This is a genomic window from Streptosporangium album (assembly GCF_014203795.1).
Taxonomy (GTDB): domain Bacteria; phylum Actinomycetota; class Actinomycetes; order Streptosporangiales; family Streptosporangiaceae; genus Streptosporangium; species Streptosporangium album.
Genome location: NZ_JACHJU010000002.1, coordinates 704,414 through 725,222 on the forward strand (window position 1 = coordinate 704,414; position 20,809 = coordinate 725,222).

A 20,809-nucleotide genomic window follows, 5' to 3' on the forward strand; every position below is an offset into this window, starting at 1 on the left:
CGGGTATGGACGGCGGGCGCTGGAAGGGCGGTGTCCGGGAGAGCGGGACGGCGTCGGCCGAGTCGGGCGGGTATGCCAACACGGGTATCCATATCGGGGATGTCTATCGGGAGCCGGTGGCGCGGTCGGCGTATCTGGAGCAGGTTGAGCAGATCTTCCCGTGGAGGTTGGAGGGTCGCGCTGAGGAGTTGGCCGAGCTGGCGGCGTTCTGCTTGGGTGAGGGCGGTTCGGGTTATGTGTGGTGGCAGGGGCCGGCGTGGGCGGGTAAGTCGGCGTTGATGGCGACGCTGGTGTTGCATCCCCCGGTCGGGGTGCGGGTAGTGTCGTTCTTTATCACGGCCCGGTATGCGGGGCAGAGTGATCGTCAGGCGTTCTTGGATGTGGTGTTGCCGCAGTTGGCGGGGCTGTTGGGGCAGTCGCTGCCGCCGTTGCTGGGGGCGGCGACGCAGCAGGGGTGGTTCAACCGGTTGTTGAAGGAGGCCGCTCAGGCGTGTGTGCGGGCGGGTGAGCGGTTGGTGTTGGTGGTGGATGGGCTGGATGAGGATCGGGGGGTGACGGTCGGGCCGGGGGCGTACAGTATCGCGGCGTTGTTGCCGTCGGTGGTGGTGGAGGGGTTGCGGGTGGTGGTGGCTGGGCGGCCTAACCCTCCGGTGCCGTCGGATGTGCCGGTGGGGCATCCGTTGCGGGATGCGCGGATCGTACGGGCGTTGGCGCCGTCGGCTGCGGCGCAGGTCATCCGTGATGACGCTGAGCGTGAGCTGGAGCATGTGCTGCATGGGGCTGCTGCCGGGCGTGACCTGTTGGGGTTGTTGGTGGCCGCGGGTGGTGGTCTGAGCGTTGGGGATCTGGCGGAGCTGACCGGGTCGCCGGCGGGTGTGGTGCGTAGGTGGTTGCACGCGGTGTCTGGGCGGACGTTTACCGGTCGGGAGAGCCGGTGGCGGCCGGGTACGGGGGCGCGGGTGTTCGTGCTGGCGCATGAGGAGCTTCACGCCGCCGCGGTGGAGTCGCTGGGGGAGCGGATGCTGTCGGGGTGTCGTGACCGGATTCATGCGTGGGCGCAGGGTTATCGGGATCGGGGGTGGCCGGCCGAGACGCCGGAGTATCTGTTGCGGGGTTATCACCGGTTGCTGGGGTCGGTGGGCGATCTGGAGCGGATGGTGGCGTGCGCGATCGATGGGGCGCGGCTTGATCGGATGATGGACATCAGTGGGGGTGATGCTGCGGCGTTGGCTGAGATCACGGCCTGTCAGGCGGTGATCTGTGGGCAGGAGGAGCCGGATCTTTCGGTGATGCTGCTGCTTGCCCATACCCGCGATCGGTTGGCCGAGCGCAACGCGATGCTCCCGACCGGGTTACCCGCAGTATGGGCGCGGCTGGGTAACACCGTTCGTGCTGAAGCCTTGGCCCGCTCCATCACTGACCCCTACTATCAAGCGCAGGCGTTGGCGGCACTGGTGGAGGCGCTGGCCAGTGCGGGTGAACACGATCGGGCACGAACACTCGCCCACGAAACCGAGACCATAGCCCGCACCATCCCCGACCCCCGCGCTCAAGCCCTGGCGTCGACGGCACTGGTGGAGGCGCTGGCCAGTGCGGGTGAACACGATCGGGCACGAACACTCGCCCACGAAACCGAGACCATAGCCCGCACCATCACCAACCCCTCCCTTCAAGCGCAGGCGTTGGCGGCACTGGTGGAGGCGCTGGCCAGTGCGGGTGAACACGATCGGGCACGAACACTCGCCCACGAAACCGAGACCATAGCCCGCACCATCACCAACCCCTCCCTTCAAGCGCAGGCGTTGGCGGCACTGGTGGAGGCGCTGGCCAGTGCGGGTGAACACGATCGGGCACGAACACTCGCCCACGAAACCGAGACCATAGCCCGCACCATCACCAACCCCTCCCTTCAAGCGCAGGCGTTGGCGGCACTGGTGGAGGCGCTGGCCAGTGCGGGTGAACACGATCGGGCACGAACACTCGCCCACGAAACCGAGACCATAGCCCGCACCATCACCAACCCCTCCCTTCAAGCCCTGGCGTCGACGGCACTGGTGAAGGCACTGGCCCATGCGGGTGAACACGAACAAGCCGAGACCATAGCCCGCACCATCACCGACCCCAACTCTCAAGCCCTGGCGTCGACGGCACTGGTGGAGGCACTGGCCCATGCGGGTGAACACGAACAAGCCGAGACCATAGCCCGCACCATCACCAACCCCCGCGCTCAAGCGCAGGCGTTGGCGGCACTGGTGGAGGCGCTGGCCAGTGCGGGTGAACACGATCGGGCACGAACACTCGCCCACGAAACCGAGACCATAGCCCGCACCATCCCCGACCCCCGCGCTCAAGCCCTGGCGTCGACGGCACTGGTGAAGGCGCTGGCCAGTGCGGGTGAACACGATCGGGCACGAACACTCGCCCACGAAACCGAGACCATAGCCCGCACCATCCCCGACCCCTACGATCAAGTGGAGGCGTTGGCGATGGTGGTGAGGGCGCTGGCCGATGCAGGTCAACACGATCGGGTACGGACGCTCGCCCACGAAACCGAGACCGTAGCCCGCACCATCCCCGACCCCGACCATCAATTGGGGGGGTTGGTGATGGTGGTGAGGGCGCTGGCCGATGCAGGTCAACACGAACAAGCCGAGACCATAGCCCGCACCATCACCAACCCCCGCGCTCAAGCCCTGGCGTCGACGGCACTGGTGAAGGCACTGGCCCATGCGGGTCAACACGATCGGGCACGAACACTCGCCCACGAAACCGAGACCATAGCCCGCACCATCCCCGACCCCTACGATCAAGTGGAGGCGTTAGCGATGGTGGTGAGGGCGCTGGCCGGTGCAGGTCAACACGAACAAGCCGAGACCATAGCCCGCACCATCACCAACCCCTACTATCAAGCGCAGGCGTTGGCGGCACTGGTGGAGGCGCTGGCCGGTGCAGGTCAACACGAACAAGCCGAGACCATAGCCCGCACCATCACCGACCCCTACTATCAAGCGCAGGCGTTGGCGGCACTGGTGGAGGCGCTGGCCGGTGCAGGTCAACACGAACAAGCCGAGACCATAGCCCGCACCATCACCGACCCCTACTATCAAGCGCAGGCGTTGGCGGCACTGGTGGAGGCGCTGGCCGGTGCAGGTCAACACGAACAAGCCGAGACCATAGCCCGCACCATCACCGACCCCCACTATCAAGCGCAGGCCATTGCCTCAATCGTGAGGCACAACGACGTATCCCAAAATCGTCAACTACTCGCGTGGGGACTGAGTAGGTTGAGCCATGTTTATCTACTCAACAGCGTCGTAAAGGTTGAACCGGCCGCAGTTTGCCGACTTGCACAAGCCATAGAGCAGGCTGATCACAAGCCACGATAAAGAATCTTCGAAGCTCAGCAGGCTCGTTAAGGGCGAATGGCGCGTGGGCGGTGCTGGCCGCGACCGGCCGAAGAGCCGCAGCGCGGCCAGCGACCGCCCGACGCGCGGCGAGACGCCGCAGGCGGATCGGTTGAGTCGGCCTGGGGCGCGGTGTCGAAGTTGCCTTCGGTCCGTTTCCCCAGGCCGCTCGCCGAACCCGGCGTGCGACTTTCATCGCACCGGGCTCTCCACGGTCTTTGCCGTTAGGTGTGGGCAGGAGTCCAGGGGTTGGGGATCTTGTTGCCTCGGTAGCGGTACCGGGTGATCGGTATTGCCGCGACTCGTTTCAATTCGGTCCCGCCCGCCGTGATGGGTAGCCACTGCCCAATGGGTGTGGTGTATCGACGGCGGATGTCGCTCCACGTCCAGCGGTGTCGTTTCCAGAGCATCCTGATCACTCTGCACCAGGTGAAGTGGTCCAGACTGTCGAAGGTGCGTTGGGCGACGGCGTGCTTGAAGTAGGAGGCCCACCCGTGGGTGATCGCGTTGAGTCTCCTCAACACTGATTGCAGGTCCTGCTGCGACGTTCTGGGCGTGAGGGCACGGATCTTCGCTCTGACCGTCCGGATGGCCTGGTGGGAGACGAAGGTGTAGACGTACCACTTGTTGGTGCCTTGCTTGCGACGCCACTGGAGGCGGAATCCCAAGAAGTCGAACGCCTCGCTCATGTGCACGATCCTGGTTTTGGCTGGTGAGAGCCGTAGTCCCAGGAAGGCGAGCACGTGGGTGATTTCCTCGTGTAGGGCCTGGACGTCCTCGCGGGCGCCGAAAACGAGTACGACGAAGTCGTCCGCGTAGCGGACGAGACGCCAGTTCGGCATGGCATGGCGACGACGGTAGGCCCGTCGGCCAAGGGTGCTCATCGTCCCGCCGTCTTTCCAAGGACCGTGCAGGTGCTCATCGAGCGCCGACATGGCGATGTTGAAGATCAGCGGTGAGAGGATGCCCCCTTGCGGGGTGCCGGTCGGGGTGTCCCTGTGTTCGCCGAGTTCGGTCAAAATCCCGGCTTTGAGGAACGCCTTGACCAGCGCCAGTACGCGTTTGTCCTTCACGCGGGCGCGTATCCGGTCCATCACCGGTGGATGCGCGACGTTGTCGAAGGCCGCCTCGATGTCCGCGTCCAGCACCCAGCGGTAGCCGCGGGTGCCGAAGTAGTGGATCTCAGCGATCGCGTCCTGCGCGCGTCGCCGGGGCCGAAACCCGTAGGAGACCGGCAAGAAGCCGGCCTCGAAGATGGGTTCCAGCACCAACTTCAGCGCGGCCTGGACGACCCGGTCGGCCACCGTGGGAATCCCCAGACGGCGGAGTTTTCCAGCTCCACCGGGCTTGGGGATCAGACGTTCCCGTACCGGTAGCGGACGGAACGTGCCCGTCTTGAGTTGAGCACGCAGGTCATCCAGGAACCCGGAAACTCCGATGTACTCCTCGACCTGGGCGACCGTCAGGCCATCCACGCCGGGAGTGCGGGCTCCCATGTTGCCCGCGACCCGCTCGAACGCCATCAGCAGCGTCGCCGGGTCGTGCACGAGGTTGAACAGATCGTCGAAACGGCGGCCAGAATCGGCCGTTGCCCAACGGTGAAGCTTGGCCTGCATCTCCGATACCTGCCGTCGGGGCCCCTTGGGGACCTCATCCGGCCAGGCACCACCATTCGGCGGTGCGTCTTTCGGCATTACAGCCTCCATCCCTTCACAAAACCGCTGCCGTCCTTCGCCATGTGACCGGCTCTCCCGGCCTCGGACTACTACGACGGCTCCGCCCCGCCCGGCCCGTTCGACGGTCGGTGCATCTATCCCGATAGGCGGACTGGCTGTCTGCCCTTCGGGAGTCGCGACCAGGCGGTTCCCGTGTTCACACCGATTCGTTGGGTGGAGGAGGAGCCCGACTCTGTCCCAGCGGCCTCGTCATGGGTACGCCGCAGTCCTTCCCCATGACCTCCCGGGACTGGTTAAGGATCCCTTCCCGGAAGTTCCCGCCGCTCAAGCAGACGACGGGACGCACCGCGCCCGGCCCATATCCACCAGATTTGAGCCGGTACTACGTGTTGAAGGACGTAAAGACGCCGGTTCCTCGCGTACTCCTTTCCACCTCGCTCGCCGGACCCGCACCATCTGGCAGTACTGGCACGTCCCGGCTTTGTCAGGGCTGCTCCCGCCCTCCCCGGCACCACCCGGGTCAGACTGCCCTCAGCTACCCCACCCTGCTACGACAGGACGAAGGAGAGGGTCTTTCACCTCCTCGCGAACCGGTGCGCCGCACGGCGCACCGTTGAGTCGGCCTGGGGCGCGGTGTCGAAGTTGCCTTCGGTCCGTTTCCCCAGGCCGCTCGCCGAACCCGGCGTGCGACTTTCATCGCACCGGGCTCTCCACGGTCTTTGCCGTTAGGTGTGGGCAGGAGTCCAGGGGTTGGGGATCTTGTTGCCTCGGTAGCGGTACCGGGTGATCGGTATTGCCGCGACTCGTTTCAATTCGGTCCCGCCCGCCGTGATGGGTAGCCACTGCCCAATGGGTGTGGTGTATCGACGGCGGATGTCGCTCCACGTCCAGCGGTGTCGTTTCCAGAGCATCCTGATCACTCTGCACCAGGTGAAGTGGTCCAGACTGTCGAAGGTGCGTTGGGCGACGGCGTGCTTGAAGTAGGAGGCCCACCCGTGGGTGATCGCGTTGAGTCTCCTCAACACTGATTGCAGGTCCTGCTGCGACGTTCTGGGCGTGAGGGCACGGATCTTCGCTCTGACCGTCCGGATGGCCTGGTGGGAGACGAAGGTGTAGACGTACCACTTGTTGGTGCCTTGCTTGCGACGCCACTGGAGGCGGAATCCCAAGAAGTCGAACGCCTCGCTCATGTGCACGATCCTGGTTTTGGCTGGTGAGAGCCGTAGTCCCAGGAAGGCGAGCACGTGGGTGATTTCCTCGTGTAGGGCCTGGACGTCCTCGCGGGCGCCGAAAACGAGTACGACGAAGTCGTCCGCGTAGCGGACGAGACGCCAGTTCGGCATGGCATGGCGACGACGGTAGGCCCGTCGGCCAAGGGTGCTCATCGTCCCGCCGTCTTTCCAAGGACCGTGCAGGTGCTCATCGAGCGCCGACATGGCGATGTTGAAGATCAGCGGTGAGAGGATGCCCCCTTGCGGGGTGCCGGTCGGGGTGTCCCTGTGTTCGCCGAGTTCGGTCAAAATCCCGGCTTTGAGGAACGCCTTGACCAGCGCCAGTACGCGTTTGTCCTTCACGCGGGCGCGTATCCGGTCCATCACCGGTGGATGCGCGACGTTGTCGAAGGCCGCCTCGATGTCCGCGTCCAGCACCCAGCGGTAGCCGCGGGTGCCGAAGTAGTGGATCTCAGCGATCGCGTCCTGCGCGCGTCGCCGGGGCCGAAACCCGTAGGAGACCGGCAAGAAGCCGGCCTCGAAGATGGGTTCCAGCACCAACTTCAGCGCGGCCTGGACGACCCGGTCGGCCACCGTGGGAATCCCCAGACGGCGGAGTTTTCCAGCTCCACCGGGCTTGGGGATCAGACGTTCCCGTACCGGTAGCGGACGGAACGTGCCCGTCTTGAGTTGAGCACGCAGGTCATCCAGGAACCCGGAAACTCCGATGTACTCCTCGACCTGGGCGACCGTCAGGCCATCCACGCCGGGAGTGCGGGCTCCCATGTTGCCCGCGACCCGCTCGAACGCCATCAGCAGCGTCGCCGGGTCGTGCACGAGGTTGAACAGATCGTCGAAACGGCGGCCAGAATCGGCCGTTGCCCAACGGTGAAGCTTGGCCTGCATCTCCGATACCTGCCGTCGGGGCCCCTTGGGGACCTCATCCGGCCAGGCACCACCATTCGGCGGTGCGTCTTTCGGCATTACAGCCTCCATCCCTTCACAAAACCGCTGCCGTCCTTCGCCATGTGACCGGCTCTCCCGGCCTCGGACTACTACGACGGCTCCGCCCCGCCCGGCCCGTTCGACGGTCGGTGCATCTATCCCGATAGGCGGACTGGCTGTCTGCCCTTCGGGAGTCGCGACCAGGCGGTTCCCGTGTTCACACCGATTCGTTGGGTGGAGGAGGAGCCCGACTCTGTCCCAGCGGCCTCGTCATGGGTACGCCGCAGTCCTTCCCCATGACCTCCCGGGACTGGTTAAGGATCCCTTCCCGGAAGTTCCCGCCGCTCAAGCAGACGACGGGACGCACCGCGCCCGGCCCATATCCACCAGATTTGAGCCGGTACTACGTGTTGAAGGACGTAAAGACGCCGGTTCCTCGCGTACTCCTTTCCACCTCGCTCGCCGGACCCGCACCATCTGGCAGTACTGGCACGTCCCGGCTTTGTCAGGGCTGCTCCCGCCCTCCCCGGCACCACCCGGGTCAGACTGCCCTCAGCTACCCCACCCTGCTACGACAGGACGAAGGAGAGGGTCTTTCACCTCCTCGCGAACCGGTGCGCCGCACGGCGCACCTTTAAAGACGTAGAGAAAGTTCTCATCCGGAGCGAGCGAGCTATGATGATCTTGAAGCCATAGTGGCTACTTGGAAGTGTCGCCGGCCTCGGCTGTGCGCTCCTCGACGGTGGTGACGAAACTGCCCATGCCACGCTCGGTCCGAATCCATCGATCCTTGCGAAGAGCGTTCATAACCTTCTGCGCGGTCTGGGTGGCAATCCCGAACTCTTGGGTCAAATCGACGACCGAGGGGATTCGCTGGCCGGACTTGTACTGGCCCGTCTCGATGCGCTGGACGATGATGTCTCGCACCTGTCGCCACCTGGGCAGATCGTCGCGCAGCTCCGTCATGAGAACACGCTAGAAGCCCACAGTGCAGACCCTTCCACCAACACATACTGCGGTGTTCTATGGTGTACTACAGCATGGTGTGATTATGATGCGGACATGGCTGACGACGAGGGACCACGTCCGAGGGATAGGCGGAGGCTTCCGAACTTGCCGCTCTCCTCGGACAGTTCCGACCTTAGAGGCTGAAATGGCATAAAACGGATGACAGACACGGCAGGGGGTGAGGCATGACCGCGACCTTCCTTGGTGACGTGGAGCCGGTGGATGCGGCCGAGGAGCTCCGTAAGGCCCTGGACAGGCATGAGATCGCGGCCGATGTCTACGCCGGGCATGGCTTGGCGCTGGTGTCGGTCTGGATCGGCCTTGTCGTCTGGTGCGACGGAGAGCGTTTCTGGTGGCGAACCGGCTGGGACGATCAACGGCAGCGGTTCACCTACGCCTGGCATCCGGCGATAGACCCCGCTCGGGCCGCTCGCCGGCTCGCCTTCCGCTACAGCGATCTCCGCAGGAAGCACAAGCGCTCCAGGGAGAACCCGCCGTGATCGTCCTGGATGAGTGCGTGAGTCCGCATGTGGCGATGCTCCAACGCGTGCATGTGCGGCTGGTGTGGCAGCGTCCGTATCCGTCGCTGGAGCGGGCGCGGCCGGTGGCCTGGACCTGCTGGTGCCGGGCCACGGTGTACGAGCTGTGCGTGGGCGGAGGCCGTGCGTTCCTGCGGCGGACGGTCCAACTCGACAGCGGGCCCGACATCCACGAGACCTCTCCCATGCCCATCACTGAAGCCCGGGCGACCTGGACGGCGCTGCTGTCCGGAAGCGCCCGTTAAACGGGCGGGGCGGTGCGGGATCTGGAGGGACGCGCACCGCCCCGCCTGCCAGGAGTCAACCGGGTGACTCCTGGCCCACTCTTCCCCCGCCCCAGACAGCGGCCCCGTGTCGTGACCCGATCAAGAGGCCGGCTCCGTTGGCGGTGTCTGTCCACCCCCTGACGGACACCGTTCATCCCACCCAACCCCCACAGACGGAGTTGGCCTCGGGAAGACACGGCCTCCACTGCTGTCAGGGGCGGGGATGCACGGACAACGCGATGGTCAGCATCAGCGCGGAGAACCGAGAGGAGGCGGAAACAGTTGATGGTCCTGTCGGCGGTCGACCGGCTCCCCCATGGCCGGTGTCTCCACGGCTCGGTGCGCTGGACGTCGAATCCCCAAGGGATGGGGACGGGAGCTGAGTGCGTCGGCTGCGGGACCTGGTGGCGGCTGGATCTGATTCCGCCGGACATCGCGGCTCGGCTCACGGGGGGCATACCCCCTCCCGAGGAAGTATGGCCGCCCGTAGCCGGTCGTAGGCACCCATGATCTCCTCGGCTGCGGCGTCGGCACTGAGTCGGTCGGTGTGGATGCGCAGATGAAAGAACCCGGCGTCGGTGTTGGCCTCCATGTCGGCGAGGGTCTCATCCCATGCGGTCAGGCGCTTGCCGGTGTCGACGTCCCCGCGGGCGTGGGAGCGCTGTTCGGTGACCTCGCGCGGCACCCAGAGCAGCACGCGAAGCCAGGAGTCGGGAACCGTGCCGATGAGCTGGCGCAGGTCACGGATGTTGCCCATATGAGCGACGGGCACGTAACCGGCGGCGTGCCGGTCTTCGATCGCCTGGCGGTCGACGGCGTAGACGTTGCCGTAGCGGCGGGTCTCTACCAGCAGCCGCCCCGCGTCACGAAGCTTGTCCAGGTGCTCGGCGCTAACGAACTCATACCCGTGTGCCCGGCCGGTGCCGACCTTGAGCTTGGGCAGCAGCACGAACTGCGGATCGGCCTGGGTGAGGGCGGCGGTGATGGTGTCCTTGCCGCTGGCCGGCGGGCCATACAGAACGATCCCCTGTGTTCTCACGTGAGGATCCGCTTGAGGGCTTCGCGGGTCTGGTCGGCGAGGCTGATCGCCGCACCAAGTCGGTTGTCGACCGTGACGTGAGCCGTGGGCGGGCTGACCTCGACTTGGAGACTCTCCGCGTATTGCTCCCAGTTGTCCAGCTTCCACGCGTCGCGGGCGGCTCCGCGGAACTCGATGTATTCGCGCATGGACTCGGTGTCGCAGCGGACCCAGATCGCCGCCACGTCGACGCCCTTGGCCGCGCACCGGTTCTCCAGGCGGGTGAACCACGCCTCATCCTTCAACTCGGCGATGAACGGCGCGGACAAGATGGCCGAGGTCCCGACCTTGAGGTTGTCCCACGCGGTCTCCATCAGGCACCGGTACTCAAAGGGCCGGACCTCTTTGAGATACAGGTCGGTGTGGCGGTCGTGCGGGTCGCCGCCGAGGGAGACGAGCAACCGCTCGACGATGCACCGGGTCAGGGAGTCCTTGTCCAGGAACGCCCAGCCGGTGATGTCGGACAGGAAGCGGGAGAACTCGGTCTTGCCGGATCCGGCGTATCCGCCGACCAGGACGAGGATGGGTTTGGGGCTGCCTCCGCCGTGGCGTCGGCGCCAGGCGTCGACCACCCGGCCGCGCAACAGAGCCGGTGGGGAATCGCCCGAGGTGATGCCGCCGATGGAGACCTTGGTGAAGGCTGCTTCGATGACCTGGGCGGCGGCGTTGTCGGCGTCGGGATCAGCGGGTGCAGGCAAATCGGAAATCACGATTTCCGCTTTCTGTGATTCACCGGGCAGAGCGGGACGAAAGCCGAGTTCGGGCTCGGTGGTCTCATAGAGCAGGCAGTAAGCGCGCCGGTAATGCGGGCCGGGGAACGTCGTTCCGTGCTCGTGTCCCCACAGGGTTTGGAGACTGCCCGCGGGGACGCTCAGGCCGTGGCGGGCGGCGGCCTGGCGGAGCCGTTCGCCTGCGGCCTCCAGGGTCAGGCCGTGGGCTTCGCGGTGTTCCCGCAGGCGGGAGGGGGTCCAGCCGGGGCGCTGGGTCGTCTTCATTGCATACCTTCGCCTTCACGCTGTGGGGGTGGTGCGCGGTGTGCGGTCGTGCATGTGAAAACGCTTATGTAATTGGTCGTTGAAAGCAACTGCAGAAGCTTAACCAGCTCAGCGTGATACCGGAAACCCGCAGCTCACGGTGGAATTAGGTAACGCCGAAAGGCGAAAGACACCGCAGGGCAAGGGAGTAGGCGATGAACGTGGACCCCCAGCGGATCATCTGGGAATTGACCGCGATCCGGGCAGAGCTGGATGAGTTGGCGTGCCGGCTCGGTGAGATCACCGTTGTTCTTCGAAGACTGCCGCCTCCAGAGCGACGAGCCGATCCCCCAACTCCTTGATGCCCTGGCGCATCAGGGCGAGTTGGTCCAGGATCTCCGCGGTCGCGCCGGAGGTCTCCGGTTCGGTGGTCTCGGCGGGGGTGTCGCGGACGAAGACGCCTTTGCCTTGCTGGCCGATCACGAGGCCTTCGGTGCGCAGCACGCTGATTGCGGCTTTGACGACGCTGGCGGAGACGTCGAAGCGCTCGCCCAGTTGGGCGATGGATGGCAGGGCCGTGCCGGGGGTGAGGGTGCCGGTGCGGATCTGGCCGCGTAGTTCGTCGACGATCTGCAGGTAGGCCGGTCGGCCGGTCTTCTCCACCATTATCTGCTTCGTCTCGCTTCGTCTCGCTTCGCGGTGCTTCGTCTTGCTCCACTTTGTTTCGCTTCCAGTTGAGCACACCCAGGTAAAGAAACCAACCAAGCCGTCGAAGAACCCATTGACAGCTTAGAATGCCAAGTATTCTATGTATTCCAAGACTTCTATCTAGCAGAGGACACGATCACCATGCGCACCATCCCTATCCCCGTCGACGTCACCAAGTTGCAGATCACCTGCGTCAAGCCCGCCAAGCCCCGCCTCGTCAACAAGGACACCGGCGAGATCAAGCGCGACAAGGACGGCAACGTCATGTACGAACTCACCCTGCTGTTCGAGGACGACTTCGGCCGGATGGAACTGGTCAAGGTCAGCACCACCCCCGAACCGCAGGTCATCGCCGGAGAGGAGATCGTCCCGGTCGGCCTGGTCGGCTACGTCTGGGAACAGGGCGGACGCTGGGGCATCTCCTACCGGGCCACCTCCTTCCTCCCCGCCGGCTCCACCCCCTCCGCCCCCTCGGTCAGAACGGGGGCGGACCTGTGATCGACCTCGGCCACCCGTTACTCAAGGTCCTCGCCGCCCTGCTCGTGCTGATCGCCTGGCGGCGCTGGGCTCCGCTCTCCTACTGGTACGTCCTCGTCTTTCCCCGTAAAGCCGTCTGGCTGCGCTGGACCTGGCGGCACGTGGCCTCCGGCTGCGGGCTGACCAAGAAGCGGCACCGCTGGTGGTTCACCACCGTCCCCGGCCTCGTCGCCTCCACCGGCGTCGTGCAGGTCAAGCGGCGCTTCCAACGGGTCGCCGTCGACACCAAGCCCTGGATGGGCCTGCCCCGGCCGGTGCGGCACGGCTTCCGCATCACCTTCCACCTCCTCGACGGCCGGGTACCCGACGACTACGCCAAGGTCTGCGAACGCCTCGCGCACGCCTGGCGAATCGAAGCGGTCCGCGTCGTCGGCTCCCGGCCCGGCCGCGTCACCCTCCAAGGCATCACCCGCGACCCCTTAACCCACGTCGCGCCCGCCACGCCTCCGGCTGAGCCGCGCGACGGCTGGCGGGCCGATGATCTGCTGCGGCCCATCGTCGGGGTGCTGGAAACCGGCGCGGCCTGGCGGATGGACCTACGGCTCATCCCGCACTGGATGAACGCCGGCGCCACCCAATCGGGCAAGTCCAACCTGATCAACGCGCTCATCGTCGGCCTGGCCCCGCAACCGGTCGCCCTGGTCGGCTTCGACCTCAAAGGCGGGGTGGAGCTGTCGGCCTATGCCGCCCGGCTGACCGCGCTGGCCACCAGCCGCGATGAGTGCCTCGACCTGCTCAGTGACCTGATCGCGGTGATGGGTGCTCGAATGCTCGCCTGCCGCCGCTCCGGGGTGCGCGACATCTGGCAACTCCCGGACGCCGCCCGTCCCATCCCGGTCGTGGTCCTGGTGGATGAGCTGGCAGAGCTGTACCTGACTGCGGACAAGGCTGAGAAGGATCAGGTCACCCGGACTGCTACCGCGCTGCTGCGCATCGCTCAGCTCGGCCGCGCCTTCGGCATCCACCTGGTGCTGTCCGGTCAGCGGATCGGCTCCGATCTCGGCCCCGGCGTCACCGCGCTCCGTGCTCAGATCGGCGGGCGGGTCTGCCACCGGGTCAACGACCCCGAAACCGCGGTGATGACGCTCGGCGACCTCGATCCCGACGCCCTGGTAGCCGCCCGCTCCATTGCCCCGGAACTGCCTGGCGTGGCCGTGATCACCGGCTCCGACGGTCGCTGGTATCGCGCCCGGTCCGGCTACGTCTCCACCACCGCCGCCGAACACGCCGCTGGCACCTACGCCGACATGACCCCCTCGTGGAACCAGGTCGCCGCCTCCGGCCTCGGCCACGAGCTCCCGCTCCACGACGACGCTCCCGAACTCGCCGCCTGACCGCCCCTCGCGACCCCTTGGAAGGAGGCCCCACCGTGACCACGACCGCGCCCCGACTGGCCGTACGGCTGGCCGACTCCACACCGATGCTGATCCTCGCCGTGATTGCCGGGGCGGGCAGCTTCACCCACATCCGCGACACCGCCACCGAACACGGGCAATCCGGACCGATGGCCTGGGCCGTGGCCATCTGCGTCGACCTCACCTGCGTCATGGCCGCCCGAGAACGCCAACGCGACAAGAAGACCGGACGCCAGCGGGACGGCTGGATCTCCTGGCCCACCCTCGTCCTCGTCGGCGGGATCGTCCTGTCGCTGGCCGCGAACCTCGCTCAAGCCGAACCCTCCGCCTGGGGCTGGATCACCGCCGCGACCCCGGCCGGCGCGTTCCTGATCGCCGTCTCCATGCTGGAGCGCCGCGCCACCGAACCTCGTCCTGAGCCGTCCCGAGCGCTCGTCCCCGTCCCGGACGCCGTACCGGAGACCGCCGCAGAACCCGTCACCGTCGTTCCGCTGACCGGCCTCGCCGCACCCGGCCAGAACGGACCGCAGCACGGCACCGAGAACGGCCAGAACGACGCCGGACCGGCGGGCGCGCTCGTCGACTACGCGCGCCGCATCGCCGACGAACACCACGCCCGGCACGGCAAGCCCATCACCCGCGACACCCTGCGCGCCCGACTCGGGGTGTCCAGCCAACTCGCCTCCGACCTCCTGCACGCCCTACGCGACAGCCCCGAACCCGCCTGAACACAAGGAGAACCCCCATGACCGCCACCGCCCCCCGCGCCGCCCTCATCAAGGGCCTGCACGACCTGGCCGCCTTCCTGGAAGCCAACCCCGAGATTCCCGTCCCCGACTTCTCCGGACTCCACTACTTCGCCCGTGGCACCGACACCGAGATCCGCGCCGAGATCGACACCATCGCCGCGCTCCTCGGCACCGAGACCGACGCAGACGACCCCGACCACGGCCACTACCGGGCCGTCGTCACCTTCGGACCGGTCGAGTACACCGCCGTAGGCATCCCCGCCGCTTCCCGCGCCCGGCATGTCGCCGACACCTCGTATGCGGGCTGCATCGACCCCGACCCCGTCACCTCCGCCCCCAGCACCTCGACTCGCGCCGCCTGATCTGAAGGAGACCCCCATGCGCATCCGTATCGACGGCACCTATGCCGAAATCGCCTACACCGTCAACAAGATCCGCACGATCCTCCCGATCGGCTCCATCTCGCCGATCCGGCCACGCCACAGACGCCCCTACACCTGGCGCGTGTTCATCGACACCGCCCCCAAACCCCACGCAAGGAGATGGATCACATGACCGACGCCCCTGACGACCACGCCTCGTCCGTCGACATCGCCCCGAAGCGGTGGCTGTGCTGCCACTGCGGAGGAACCGGCGTCGACAGCTACGGCCCAACCTGCCCGCACTGCGAAGGCCTCGGCTTCTGCTGAGAGCCTTCGGCGCCCCCGGCGTGACCACACATCCGCCAAGACGTCCGCCACGTCGGGGGCCATCCCGCACCGAACCCCGAAAAGCCCGGAAGGGACCCACCCATCATGCCAAGCACCTACGCCGTAGCCGGACTCATCACCCGGCTCCACGACCCCCAATACGCCCGCTGGGCCTTCCAAGTCCGCGCCACCGGTGGCTGCCGCCAACCGATCCACCTGCGGGGCCGCGTCGACCACCTCGACCCCGCCACCGGGAACCGTCTGCACAGCTACAGCACCACGGGCGAACCGGACGGTGTCCTTCGCGTCCCGTGCAAGACCCGGCGCGCCTCGCGCTGCCCGGCCTGCGCCGAGACCTACCGGGCTGACACCTACCAACTCATCCGCGCCGGTCTGGTAGGCGGCAAGGGCGTCCCGGAGTCGGTCACCGCGCACCCCTGCCTGTTCGTCACCCTCACCGCTCCGTCCTTCGGTACCGTCCACACCCGGCGGGAGAAGAACGGCACCGTCCTGCCGTGTCACGCGCGACGCGATGCGGCCACCTGCCCACACGGGCGTGTCATGTCATGCACCGCTCGGCACGGGGCCGACGAAAGTCGCCTTGGTGAACCACTCTGCCCGGACTGTTATGACTACGCGGGCTCGGTGCTGTTCAACGCGATGTCCCCGGAGTTGTGGCGGCGCTTCACCGAAGCTCTTCGCCGACGCGTCGCCAAGAACGCCGGGCTGACGCAGCGGGAGCTACGGGAACAGGCCGTGATCTCCTTCGCCAAAGTCGCCGAGTACCAACGGCGCGGCGTCGTCCACTTCCACGCAGCCATCCGCGTCGACGGCCCCGAGGGGCCGGCTACACCTCCACCGGCCTGGGCGACAGCCGACCTGCTGACCGATGCCGTGCAGCACGCCGCCTCGGCCGTCGCGATCACCGTCCCTGCGGTACCTGGCGAACCCGCGCGGGCCTTCCAATGGGGCGCTCAACTCGACGTTCGCGAGATCACCATGACCGGCGACCTCACCGAACAGGCCGTAGCCGCCTACATCGCCAAATATGCCACCAAAGCCGCCGAGTGCGTCGGCACCCTGGATCGGCGGATCAATCCCCTCGACGATCTGACCGCCCTGCCGATTCGCGACCACGCCCGGCGGCTCATCGCCGAGTGCCTGCGCTTGGGTGCCTTCGACGAACTGACCGAGTTCCGGCTCATCAAATGGGCGAACATGCTTGGGTTCCGCGGCCACTTCTCCACCAAGAGCCGCCGCTACTCCACCACCCTCGGCGAGATCCGCGCCGCCCGCACCGAGTACATGCGCGGGGAAGCGATCACCACCGGTCGACTACCGCTCTTCGACGAGGACACCGTCCTCATCGTCTCGCACTGGGAGTACGCCGGACAGGGCCACTCGGCAGGCGACGCCCTTTTGGTAAGCGCCCTTACCGGAAACCGTCTGTCCACCTTGCCCGGGGGTGGCTCATGACACGGCTCCTTCTCACCGTTCCCGAAGCTGCGGCTGCCCTGGCGGTCTCCCGGAGCAAGCTCTACCAGCTCATCGCCTCCGGCGCGGTCGCCTCGGTCCGGATCGACGGCTCCCGGCGGATCCCGGTCTCGGCTCTGCAGGACTACATCACTGGCCTGACCTCGGCGGAGCGTGCGGCATGACCAAGCCCCTCGCCGACACCTCTGACAAGCCGAACAAGAAAAGCGCGCCCAAGCTCCGCGACGGCGTCATGAAGCGCGGAACCACCTGGTCCTACGTGATCCGCGTCAAGGATCCAGAGACGGGCGAGAGCAAGCCGAAGTGGGTGGGTGGCTTCGCCACTGAGGAAGCTGCCAAGGCTGCTCGTGACGAGGCACGCGTGAACGCTCGGCGCGGCGAGTACGTCGACCGGAACGAGATCACCGTGAGCGAGTACCTCGATGATTGAGATCGTTCCAACTTGAAGTTGCTGGTCAGGGGCCTGGTGTGATCCGTTGAGGGCATGCTCTGGCTGGTGGTGGGTACTGATCATGGTGGGTGATCATCGGTCAGCGGGTGTGTTCGGTGATGGCCAGGACCATCAGCGCGCGGAGCAGCTTGGTGACGTGGATGGCGTCCAGGCGGAGCTTGGTGAGGATGCGCCAGGCCTTCAACGTGGCGAAGCCGTGCTCGACGGGGGCGCGTTCGGCGCTGATGAGCCGGTTGACCTGCTTTTGCGCGGGGGTGAGGGGCCTGCCGCGGGTGGCTTTGCGGCCGGTGATGATGACCGGATTGTCGTCATCGTCGTCCAGGCCGACGAAGCCGAGGTCGGCGATAGCGCCCAGCCCGGCCTTGCGCAGGCGGGCGGTGAGGCGGTTGTGCCGGGCGGTGGTGATCTCCGATGCGCGACCAGGCCGGACGGCGGAGACCCACAGCAGGTTGCCGCGGGTGTCGGTGAGCGCCACCACGAGCAGCCCGTGGGCCTTGTGCTTGCCCGAGTAGTTCCTGCGGTTGTCGGCTCCGGTGCGGCGGCGGGTGCGGATCAGGGTGCCATCCAGCAGGACGACCTCACCACCGGCTTTGGCGATCTTCTTCAGGGCGCGGTCCAGGCGGGGTGCGCGGGCGGCGAGCAGTTCGACGGTCTCCAGCATCCAGCGTCGCACGGTGGAGGCCGAGACGTTGTTGGCGCCGGCCATGTCGGCCAGGCGCTGGTCATGGCGTAAGACGGCCAGCACGATGGTGGCGATCTTCCCGGCGGGCAGTTTCCGCCAGCGCGAGCCGATGGTCTTGAGATGAGCGCGCAGCAGGTCGGCCAGGAAGGTGAGGGTTTGGGTGGACAGCGGCAGCATGCAGGAGTAGACAGGCGAGGGCGTGTCTTCGGCGGACGTCGAAGCCTTCGACGTTGTCGATGTCGTGGTTTTGGTTGTGGTCACACGCCGCCAGGCCCCCGCCGGGGACACGCTCGGGATGTTTCACCCGGGCAGGGCCTGGCCAGGGGCTGCGGGAAGCGGCAGTGGGCGCAGTGGGCCGCCCGAGGTCAGGGGGCGAACGCGCCGCTGGGGGTCTTGCGCAGCCAGCCCCGCTCGGCCAGCCGGTTCAGCTTGGCCCGCACGCCTTCGACCTGCCCCGATTCGGTGGAAAGGCTGAGCTGGGCGCAGATCGCCTTGCAGATGAGGGGGCCGTCGGCGGCGCGTACCGCGGCCAGTAGCGCCTGGTAGTCGGCGGGCAGCTCATCAGTGCCGGCAGCGTGGTGACGGTGCGGGATCAGCAAACCGCCGGGCACGGGCACGGACGCGGGTACGGGTACGGGTATGGGGCGCAGCTCTATCCCCTGGGAGGCCTGCTCTGCTGCCTGGGCTGGGGTGAGCATCACCTGGTAGAACGGCGTCGGCTCACCGCCGGGCTCGCCGGGTGCGTTGAGCTGCTCGGCGGGATCGTCGGCGAGGAGTTCCTTGACCACCTGCTCGGCCACACGCAGCCGGTCCATCTCGTCTTCGGTCTCGGCCAGTTGCTCGCGCAACCGATCGGCGTGCGTGCCCAGCGCGACCAGGCGCATGGTGATGCGCTCCAGCAGCGGTGACGACATGGCTTCCCCCGGCCGACAAGACAACGATTACCTGGCGAGATCACCAGGACACGGACGATAACGACCCCAGGCCGGGCAGCGCAGACGAAAGCCGGAAGATCCACATTTGCCCCCGGCGGACGATCGAGACCCATGATCCCAGCCGTCTACCAGGAGAGAGCACACTCAACACCGCCAGGCCACCCCCTCCGACCTGCGAGGACAGGATGGAACTAGCTCACTGGATCGAGGATCACGCCATGGAGATCAAGCCGGGGACGCTTGAGGACTACCGGATCACCATCCGCCTCTATATCAAGCCCCACATCGGGAAAACGAAGCTTCAGGCGGTCCGGCCCTCCACGATCACCAAGCTCTACCGGGATCTGCTCGCCAGAGGCGGGCGCGGCGGAAAGCCCCTGTCGGTGTCCACCGTCGTCCACACGCATGCGATCCTGCGGCGGGCCTTCCGTGATGCCGTCGAGGTTCACGAGTACCTCAGTAGCTCGCCTGTCGACAAGGCCAAGCGTCCGCGTGGCGACTGGCGGGAGCCCGGCATGATCTGGACCCCGGCTCAACTCCGGACGTTCCTCGCGCTGGCCCGTTCACACCGACTGTTCGCCTTCTTCCACCTGGCCGCCTACACAGGCGCGCGACGGGGTGAACTGCTAAACCTCCGATGGCCTGACGTCGACCTGGGTGGAAAGCAAATCACCATCAAGGGCTCAACGGGCGTAGTCGACGGTGAGCACATCGAGGGCACCACGAAGAGCGGCCGGACGCGCGTGGTGACCATCGACGATGGCACGGTTGCTGTCCTCCGGAAGCACAGAGAAGCGCAGGACGCCGAGAAGCTCCGCGGCGGCGAATCCTGGAAGGGGGAAGAGGACGGACATGTCTTCACGACGGCCTGGGGCGGAGCCATCTATCCGACCACCGTGACGGCGCTGCCAGGCAAGCTCATCAAGGCGTACAACGAACCGGAGGACAAGGATCAAGCCCCCGTCCATCCGCTTCCCTACGTTCGGCTGCATGACCTTCGGCACATCCACGCGACCACGCTCCTCCTGGCCGGCGTTCCGGTGCACATAGTCGCGACTCGACTCGGACATGCAGACCCGGCCATCACCCTTCGGGTATACGCCCACGTGATCCGCTCCGCGGAAACCGCCGCCGCTGAGATCTTCGCCAGAGCCCTCGAATGAGCCCCGTAGAGCCTGTTCGCCCAAGGTCTCTGATCTGACCGGATCAGAGACCTTTTGGTTGGCCTCGAACCAACGTGGCCCGGGACCTGCGCAGGTCGCAATACGGTGACTACTGACTCACCTGCCCCTTGAGTTCGAGTCCCTTTTCAGGGAGGGGAGCGAGGGACAGGACCTCGCCTAGCTGATGTGATTCACCCAGAGGCCGATGGGAACCGATGCCGCGGCAGACGCGAGGAAGCCGAAGAGGAAGAACATCCACTCGCGACGCCGCTCCGCGCGAATGGTGGCTTTGGTCTCACCGACGAGAATTTGCCGGATCTTCTCGGCTTCCTCCGTGTTGATTTCGAGGAGTCGCTGCTGTTGCTCGGCCTCGACAAGCAAGGTCTCGCGGGCAGCCTGCTGAGCTTCGAGATCGCGCCGAAGCTCGTCCATGAGAGTGGTTGCTTCGGCGAAGGCAGAATTGACGCTCTGGATACGGTGCCGGAGTCGTTGGCCGGGGTCTTCTTCTGCGATGGCGAGACGTCTCGCCTGCCTCCGCCAGAGGAAACGGATGGCGACGCCGATTGCTCCCAAAGCGAGTGCGAGGAGGAGCCCGCCAACCCATTCGGGTATCCATTGGTGCTCCCCGAGTAGCCGTATGCCGGAGAAGACCCCAGTAGCGGCGAAGCACACGATCGCAAGACCGTCGCTGATGTCGAGCAGGCGTGAGAGTACCTTCCGTAGCATGTCACCCATTGCATAGCCTCAGCGGAGGAAAGGGCTTGGCCGTGATCCAATCGCTATCGTCCGACGGGACAAGGCCTGTTGGAGTTCATTGAAGATCGCCATGAGAGAGCATGATCAAACATGCCCTTGCCCCTGTCGTTTAGCGAACGATGCCAGAGCCTCGTCATGACAATCAGTTCGCTCCCCAGCCAGCACTAAGCGCTCCTCACAACGAGCTGT

Annotated in this window: 22 protein-coding genes; 13 read left to right on the forward strand and 9 right to left on the reverse strand. The window is 66.3% G+C overall.

Going from position 1 to position 20,809, the window contains the following annotated elements; genetic code table 11:
- Positions 1-5 precede the first annotated feature (5 nt).
- On the forward strand, positions 6-3,386 hold the full coding sequence (locus tag FHR32_RS26990; RefSeq protein WP_184757338.1) for a P-loop domain-containing protein: 3,381 nt from the start codon (positions 6-8) through the stop codon (positions 3,384-3,386).
- Between the two features lie 242 nt (positions 3,387-3,628).
- Here FHR32_RS26990 and ltrA (FHR32_RS26995) read toward each other — a convergent pair whose 3' ends face one another.
- From ltrA (FHR32_RS26995) to FHR32_RS27005, 3 genes are all read right to left on the reverse strand, one after another.
- Positions 3,629-5,020 carry a group II intron reverse transcriptase/maturase gene (gene ltrA, locus FHR32_RS26995; protein ID WP_221466229.1) on the reverse strand — a complete coding sequence of 464 codons (1,392 nt, stop codon included), beginning with the start codon at positions 5,018-5,020 and terminating at the stop codon, positions 3,629-3,631.
- A 785-nt stretch (positions 5,021-5,805) separates the two neighbouring features.
- A complete protein-coding gene (ltrA, locus tag FHR32_RS27000; RefSeq protein WP_221466229.1) occupies positions 5,806-7,197 on the reverse strand; it encodes a group II intron reverse transcriptase/maturase in 1,392 nt (463 codons plus the stop codon).
- Positions 7,198-7,935: 738 nt separating this feature from the next.
- Complete coding sequence (locus tag FHR32_RS27005; RefSeq protein ID WP_221465414.1) at positions 7,936-8,202, reverse strand: GntR family transcriptional regulator; 267 nt, start codon at positions 8,200-8,202, stop codon at positions 7,936-7,938.
- Between the two features lie 227 nt (positions 8,203-8,429).
- Here FHR32_RS27005 and FHR32_RS27010 point away from each other — a divergent pair, with 227 nt between their 5' ends.
- Entirely contained in the window at positions 8,430-8,744 is a 315-nt protein-coding gene (locus FHR32_RS27010; RefSeq protein WP_184754835.1) for a hypothetical protein, read from the forward strand.
- Positions 8,741-9,028, forward strand: a complete 288-nt coding sequence (locus tag FHR32_RS27015) for a hypothetical protein (RefSeq protein WP_184754834.1) — start codon at positions 8,741-8,743, stop codon at positions 9,026-9,028. Before FHR32_RS27010 ends, FHR32_RS27015 begins: the two co-directional genes overlap by 4 nt.
- A 466-nt stretch (positions 9,029-9,494) precedes the next feature.
- Here the strand turns inward: FHR32_RS27015 and FHR32_RS27020 are convergent, their stop codons facing one another.
- From FHR32_RS27020 to FHR32_RS27030, 3 genes are all read right to left on the reverse strand, one after another.
- On the reverse strand, positions 9,495-10,088 hold the full coding sequence (locus FHR32_RS27020) for a nucleoside/nucleotide kinase family protein (RefSeq protein ID WP_184757340.1): 594 nt from the start codon (positions 10,086-10,088) through the stop codon (positions 9,495-9,497).
- A complete protein-coding gene (locus FHR32_RS27025; RefSeq protein ID WP_184757341.1) occupies positions 10,085-11,122 on the reverse strand; it encodes an AAA family ATPase in 1,038 nt (345 codons plus the stop codon). The genes FHR32_RS27020 and FHR32_RS27025 overlap by 4 nt, the downstream gene beginning before the upstream one ends.
- Before the next feature lie 279 nt (positions 11,123-11,401).
- Positions 11,402-11,767 (reverse strand): winged helix-turn-helix domain-containing protein, encoded by a 366-nt coding sequence (locus tag FHR32_RS27030; RefSeq protein WP_184757342.1) that lies wholly within the window; start codon positions 11,765-11,767, stop codon positions 11,402-11,404.
- A gap of 183 nt (positions 11,768-11,950) precedes the next feature.
- On the opposite strand from FHR32_RS27030, the gene FHR32_RS27035 reads away from it, so the two are divergent.
- The 9 genes from FHR32_RS27035 (at position 11,951) to FHR32_RS27075 (ending at position 17,063) form a co-directional block, all read left to right on the forward strand.
- Positions 11,951-12,307 carry an SCO3933 family regulatory protein gene (locus FHR32_RS27035; RefSeq protein WP_184757343.1) on the forward strand — a complete coding sequence of 119 codons (357 nt, stop codon included), beginning with the start codon at positions 11,951-11,953 and terminating at the stop codon, positions 12,305-12,307.
- Entirely contained in the window at positions 12,304-13,680 is a 1,377-nt protein-coding gene (locus tag FHR32_RS27040) for an FtsK/SpoIIIE domain-containing protein (protein ID WP_184757344.1), read from the forward strand. The genes FHR32_RS27035 and FHR32_RS27040 overlap by 4 nt, the downstream gene beginning before the upstream one ends.
- Before the next feature lie 86 nt (positions 13,681-13,766).
- The gene (locus FHR32_RS27045) at positions 13,767-14,429 is read left to right on the forward strand and encodes a DUF2637 domain-containing protein (protein ID WP_184757849.1); all 663 of its coding nucleotides are present in this window, start codon (positions 13,767-13,769) and stop codon (positions 14,427-14,429) included.
- 17 nt (positions 14,430-14,446) lie between these two features.
- The gene (locus tag FHR32_RS27050) at positions 14,447-14,812 is read left to right on the forward strand and encodes a hypothetical protein (protein WP_184757345.1); all 366 of its coding nucleotides are present in this window, start codon (positions 14,447-14,449) and stop codon (positions 14,810-14,812) included.
- A 16-nt stretch (positions 14,813-14,828) separates the two neighbouring features.
- The gene (locus FHR32_RS27055) at positions 14,829-15,005 is read left to right on the forward strand and encodes a hypothetical protein (protein WP_184757346.1); all 177 of its coding nucleotides are present in this window, start codon (positions 14,829-14,831) and stop codon (positions 15,003-15,005) included.
- Positions 15,002-15,139, forward strand: a complete 138-nt coding sequence (locus FHR32_RS27060) for a hypothetical protein (RefSeq protein ID WP_184757347.1) — start codon at positions 15,002-15,004, stop codon at positions 15,137-15,139. Before FHR32_RS27055 ends, FHR32_RS27060 begins: the two co-directional genes overlap by 4 nt.
- 105 nt (positions 15,140-15,244) lie before the next feature.
- Complete coding sequence (locus FHR32_RS27065; protein WP_184757348.1) at positions 15,245-16,615, forward strand: replication initiator; 1,371 nt, start codon at positions 15,245-15,247, stop codon at positions 16,613-16,615.
- Positions 16,612-16,797 carry a helix-turn-helix domain-containing protein gene (locus FHR32_RS27070; protein WP_184757349.1) on the forward strand — a complete coding sequence of 62 codons (186 nt, stop codon included), beginning with the start codon at positions 16,612-16,614 and terminating at the stop codon, positions 16,795-16,797. The genes FHR32_RS27065 and FHR32_RS27070 overlap by 4 nt, the downstream gene beginning before the upstream one ends.
- Positions 16,794-17,063 (forward strand): Arm DNA-binding domain-containing protein, encoded by a 270-nt coding sequence (locus FHR32_RS27075; RefSeq protein ID WP_246467443.1) that lies wholly within the window; start codon positions 16,794-16,796, stop codon positions 17,061-17,063. Before FHR32_RS27070 ends, FHR32_RS27075 begins: the two co-directional genes overlap by 4 nt.
- 100 nt (positions 17,064-17,163) lie before the next feature.
- Here FHR32_RS27075 and FHR32_RS27080 read toward each other — a convergent pair whose 3' ends face one another.
- Both FHR32_RS27080 and FHR32_RS27085 read right to left on the reverse strand, forming a co-directional pair.
- Entirely contained in the window at positions 17,164-17,943 is a 780-nt protein-coding gene (locus FHR32_RS27080) for a transposase family protein (RefSeq protein WP_184753144.1), read from the reverse strand.
- Between the two features lie 188 nt (positions 17,944-18,131).
- Positions 18,132-18,680 (reverse strand): hypothetical protein, encoded by a 549-nt coding sequence (locus FHR32_RS27085; protein ID WP_184753076.1) that lies wholly within the window; start codon positions 18,678-18,680, stop codon positions 18,132-18,134.
- 206 nt (positions 18,681-18,886) lie between these two features.
- On the opposite strand from FHR32_RS27085, the gene FHR32_RS27090 reads away from it, so the two are divergent.
- Positions 18,887-19,864 (forward strand): tyrosine-type recombinase/integrase, encoded by a 978-nt coding sequence (locus FHR32_RS27090; RefSeq protein WP_184757350.1) that lies wholly within the window; start codon positions 18,887-18,889, stop codon positions 19,862-19,864.
- Between the two features lie 177 nt (positions 19,865-20,041).
- Here the strand turns inward: FHR32_RS27090 and FHR32_RS27095 are convergent, their stop codons facing one another.
- Complete coding sequence (locus tag FHR32_RS27095; protein WP_184757351.1) at positions 20,042-20,599, reverse strand: hypothetical protein; 558 nt, start codon at positions 20,597-20,599, stop codon at positions 20,042-20,044.
- Positions 20,600-20,809 lie beyond the last annotated feature (210 nt).